The organism is Amycolatopsis sp. SID8362, from assembly GCF_010550475.1.
Taxonomy (GTDB): Bacteria; Actinomycetota; Actinomycetes; order Mycobacteriales; family Pseudonocardiaceae; genus Amycolatopsis; species Amycolatopsis eburnea.
Map to the genome: position 1 here is coordinate 1 of NZ_JAAGNB010001771.1, position 4181 is coordinate 4181.

Genomic DNA, 4181 nt, shown 5'->3' on the forward strand with positions numbered 1-4181 from the left:
CGGCGACGGTGAACGCGCCCACGACAACGGCGGCGGCCGCGGCGGCGAGCAGGGCGAGTCTTCGCTGCATGGGTGTCTCCTCGCGCAGGCGGACGGCCCTCTCCCGGCCGCGACGGCGCGGGAGAGGGCGTACGCGATGGTCTTCACGAGCGGGCCCGGTCCGAATGTGCGCGCGCGTGCACCGAGTGTCAATACTTTGGACTAGACCAATTCGCGAAGGCGTGCGCTATGGGACGTGGTGTCCGGATTTACTTCAGCGGCGGGTCCAGCGGGAAGCAGGAAACGCGCACCGGCCACGTGTCCCCGCCGGCCGGCAACGGCATCTGCTTCAGCGCGGCCGCCGCGTCGGTGTCGTGCGCTTCCTCGGCCGCGGCGTGGAAGATGTCCGCCGCGATCGACTGGTCGAACACGCCGATCTGCTGGTGCGGCCAGGCTTCCGCGCCGTGCAGCGCGCCCGGGATCAGCTGGTCGACGACCTTCCGCAGCGTTACACCGTTCGATGCCCGGTACTTCCACACGTCGACGCCGAGGTTCTTCCCGACCTCCGCCAGCCGGCCCCACGCCGTGAGGTTGAAGTTGACGTAGTGCCACGACATCGTGCGCGACAGCTCGAGCGGCTGGCTGCCGTCGGCGGCGAACTGCACCGGGAACCGCTTCCGCTCCGCGTCGAGGACGATCTTCCGGGCGGCGTCGCGGTGACCCAGGTACGCGGAGATCGTCGCGTTCTGCATGTCGAGGAACGTGCCGTGGTTGTTGGTGGCGGCCAGTTCCAGCTTCGCCTGCGGGCTGGTCTGCATCCAGGACAGGTACTGCGTGAGCCACGCCTTGATGCCGGAGCGGTCCTGCCCGGTCCACCCGGGCGCGCCGCCGTCGAGCAGCGCGAACGCGTCCATCAGCTGGCTGAACGACTGGGTCGAGTCGATGATCCCGGTGCCGCTGATCGTCGTCTTGCAGGGGATGATCTGCGAGTACGTCATGTTCGGGTTCATCCGCGTTGCCGGGTCGAGGAACCACGTCCGGATGTCCAGTGCCGCCCGCTTCGCGTATTTCGCGTCGCCGGTGTAGTACCAGGCCAGCGAGAGGTAGTACATCGCGTCCCACGCCCACATCCGGTAGGTGTGGTCGGTGATCGCGTCGGCCTCGGGGTTGCGCTGGCCGTCCCTGCTGACGTACGGGCAGCCCTGCGGGTTCTCCGGTGTCTTCGGCTGGCTCGCCCACCAGTATGGCGCCTGGCTCATGTAGTCGTGCTTGTTCCCGCTCGGCGGCGCGGACGGCTTGTCCATGACCGACCACGGCCCGGCGGTGAGCGCGGTGTCCGCCTTGGCCAGCACGGCTTTCAGGGCGTCACGCTGCGCCTGGGTGGCGTGGCCGCCGCGGATCGACTGCTTGATCCCGGCGAGCTCGGCGCCGTCGGTGACGATCGTGTGTGGTGGCGACGCAGCCACCGCCGTCCCGCTGACCGGGACCAGGAGCATGCTTGCCGTCAAACACAGCGAGCCCAGAACCCTTCGCACTTCCACCGCCCTTTCGGGGACGTCGAAATCCCCACGTCGTCACCGGGCGGCGGTACGGCTGCGGGGATTCTGACGTCCTCGTGCGGCAGGTGTCAATCGGTGGGCCAGGTGCGCCTCTTGTCCAGCGGCCGGGCGTACGAGCCCGCGCGACTCGTGTTCAGCCCCAGCGCCACCAGTGATTCCGCCAGCCGGACCGCCGCCGCCACGCCGTCGATGACCGGGATGTCCAGCATCGTCGCGATCTTCCGGTCGAGGCCGGTCATCCCGGCGCAGCCGAGCACGAGCACCTCCGCGCCGGCGTCCCGCGCGCGACGTCCGGCGGTGAGCAACGCCGATTCCGTGCGGCGCTCGTCGGTCAGCTCCAGCACGCCGAGCCCGGCGCCGGTGACCGTGACGCAGTTCTGCGCGACGCCCGCCGCGTGCAGGCTGTCCTCGATCAGCCCGCACGTCCGGTCCAAAGTGGTCACGACGCCGTAGCGGCGGCCGAGCAGGCAGGCCAGGTGCGCGGCGGCTTCGGTGATGTCGACGACCGGGACGTCGAGCAGTTCGCGCGCGCCTTCGCGGCCGTGCTCGCCGAACCCGGCGAGCACGACGGCGTCGAACGGTTCTTCCAGGCCCCGCAACAGGTCCAGCACCGCGGCGGCGGACAGGAAGCTGTCCAGCCACCCTTCCGCGGATTCCGGTCCCCAGCGAGGTGTCCGCGCCAGGATCTCCGTGCCGGGACTCGCGGCCGCGCGGGCCCCGGCTTCGATCTCCTTCGTCATCACCTCGGTGGTGTTGCAGTTGGTGACGACGATCCTCATCGATGCTTCCTCGAAACGACGTAGTAGAGCGCCGCCGACGAGGCCGTGCCGATGAACCACGAGTACGGCGCGGCCGGGGCGAAGAACGGGACCAGCGCGATCACCGCGGCGAGCGCGGCGGTGGGGAAGAACGTCACCAGCGCACGCGGGTTCACCCGCGGGTACGCGCCGCCGTCGACGAACAGCTGCGCGACGTCGACCTTGCCGCGCCGGATCACGTAGTAGTCGACGATCATGATCCCGAACAGCGGGCCGAGGAACGCGCCGAGCCCGCCGAGGAAGTAGTTGACCACCGCGGGCGAGGAGTAGAGCTTCCACGGCAGCACGCACAGCGCGGCCACCGCGCTGATCAGGCCGCCGACGGTGAACGAGATCCGCTTCGGCCAGATGTTGGCCAGGTCGTAGGCGGGGGAGACGAAGTTCGCGACGATGTTGACGCCCATGGTCGCGATGGCGAACGTCAGCGCGCCGACGATCAGCACCGGCGTGTTGTGCACCTTGGCCAGCAGCTCGGCCGGGTCGGTGATGGCCTCGCCGAACACCTGCATGCTGCCCGCGGTCACGATCACCGACAGCAGCGCGAACGCCGTCGAGTTGATCGGCAGGCCCCAGAAGTTGCCGCGCTTCACCGTCTTCTGGTCCGGGGCGTTGCGCGAGAAGTCGCAGAAGTTCAGCATCAGCGTGCCGTAGGTGGCCAGGATCAACCCGGCCGCGCCGAACCACTGGCGGATCTGTTCACCGGTCGAGAGCTGCTTCGGGCTGCTGGTCAGGGAAATGTGCCAGTTGCCGGCGGCGAGGATCCAGACGGCGAGCGCGATCATCACGACCCAGATCGCCGGCCCGCACCAGTCCTGGAACTTGCGCACGGACTCCATGCCGCGGGTCAGGATCAGGGCCTGGACCGCCCACAGCGCGACGAAGCAGATCCAGCCGAGTGCGTGCAGGCCGAGGAAACCGTGCTCGGTCAAGGGTTTCAGGCCGGGGTCGATGGCGAGCACGAGCAGCGTGATGGCCACGCTCGCGAGGTAGGTCTGGATGCCATACCAGAAGATCGCGATGATCGCGCGGATCAGCGCGGGCAGGTTGGCGCCGAACGTGCCGAAGCTGATCCGCGCGACGACCGGAAACGGCACGCCGGTGCGCTGGCCGATCCGGCCCATCAGGTTCATGCCGAAGTAGATGATCACGAAGCCGAACAGCAGGGCGGTGAACACCTGCCAGGCGGACAGGCCGAGCACGAACAGCCCGGCCGCGAAGGTGTAGTTGCCGAGGTTGTGCACGTCGGACATCCACAGCGCGAAGATGTCGTAGACCTTCCAGCGGCGTTCCCGCGCCGGGGCGAGGTCCTCGTTCCACAGCCGGGGGTCCGGTGGTGGGCTCGTCTCTTGCTGGGAGTCGGTGAGCGGGGCGGCGGTCATGCGGGCCTCCGATCGACGTGCTGCGACGGCGATTTGGGATACCAAAATTTGGCATCCCAAATATCACCCCGACGTCCGCCGCCGTCAACCCTCCGGCCCGTAAACTCTTGTTACGGGCGTGTTGAGGAGAGGGGAGTCGGTGACGACGGCGAGTGAGCGGCAGCCCCTCGCGGCCACCCGGCAACGGGTGCGCGACGAGCTGCGCGAACGGATCCTGACCGGCCGCCTCCGTCCGGGCGACCGGCTGGTGGAGCGCGAGCTGGCCGAGGACCTCGGTGTCTCCAGGGTGCCCGTCCGCGAGGCCATCCGCAGTCTCGAAGCCGAGGGGTTCCTCGTCGAGCAGTCGGCGCGCCGGATCGTCGTCCGGCAGCTGGCCCGCGTCGACGTCGAGGAGCTGTTCGACGTCCGGGAAGCCCTCGAAGGGCTCGCGGCGGGACGCGCCGCCG

General features: G+C 69.1%; 4 protein-coding genes. 1 reads left to right on the plus strand and 3 read right to left on the minus strand.

Going from position 1 to position 4181, the window contains the following annotated elements; all coding sequences use genetic code 11:
- Positions 1 to 248: 248 nt before the first annotated feature.
- The 3 genes from G3I65_RS54385 to G3I65_RS54395 all read right to left on the minus strand — a co-directional run bounded on the left by G3I65_RS54385 (position 249) and on the right by G3I65_RS54395 (position 3735).
- Positions 249 to 1475 (minus strand): alginate lyase family protein, encoded by a 1227-nt coding sequence (locus G3I65_RS54385; RefSeq protein WP_239072034.1) that lies wholly within the window; start codon positions 1473 to 1475, stop codon positions 249 to 251.
- Between the two features lie 131 nt (positions 1476 to 1606).
- The gene (locus tag G3I65_RS54390) at positions 1607 to 2317 is read right to left on the minus strand and encodes an aspartate/glutamate racemase family protein (protein WP_160704268.1); all 711 of its coding nucleotides are present in this window, start codon (positions 2315 to 2317) and stop codon (positions 1607 to 1609) included.
- Positions 2314 to 3735: an NCS1 family nucleobase:cation symporter-1 gene (locus G3I65_RS54395; protein WP_160704270.1), complete on the minus strand. Its 1422-nt coding sequence runs from the start codon at positions 3733 to 3735 to the stop codon at positions 2314 to 2316. The genes G3I65_RS54390 and G3I65_RS54395 overlap by 4 nt, the downstream gene beginning before the upstream one ends.
- Before the next feature lie 139 nt (positions 3736 to 3874).
- Here G3I65_RS54395 and G3I65_RS54400 point away from each other — a divergent pair.
- Positions 3875 to 4181, plus strand: a 307-nt coding sequence (locus G3I65_RS54400) for a GntR family transcriptional regulator (protein ID WP_160704272.1), incomplete at its 3' end; no start/stop codon positions are given.

What these genes read in the sequence shown, in the direction of transcription:
- G3I65_RS54385 (WP_239072034.1), bottom strand. Translation starts at nt 1,475, where the DNA reads ATGCTCCTGGTCCCGGTCAGCGGGACGGCGGTGGCTGCGTCGCCACCA.
- G3I65_RS54390 (WP_160704268.1), bottom strand. Translation starts at nt 2,317, where the DNA reads ATGAGGATCGTCGTCACCAACTGCAACACCACCGAGGTGATGACGAAG.
- G3I65_RS54395 (WP_160704270.1), bottom strand. Translation starts at nt 3,735, where the DNA reads ATGACCGCCGCCCCGCTCACCGACTCCCAGCAAGAGACGAGCCCACCA.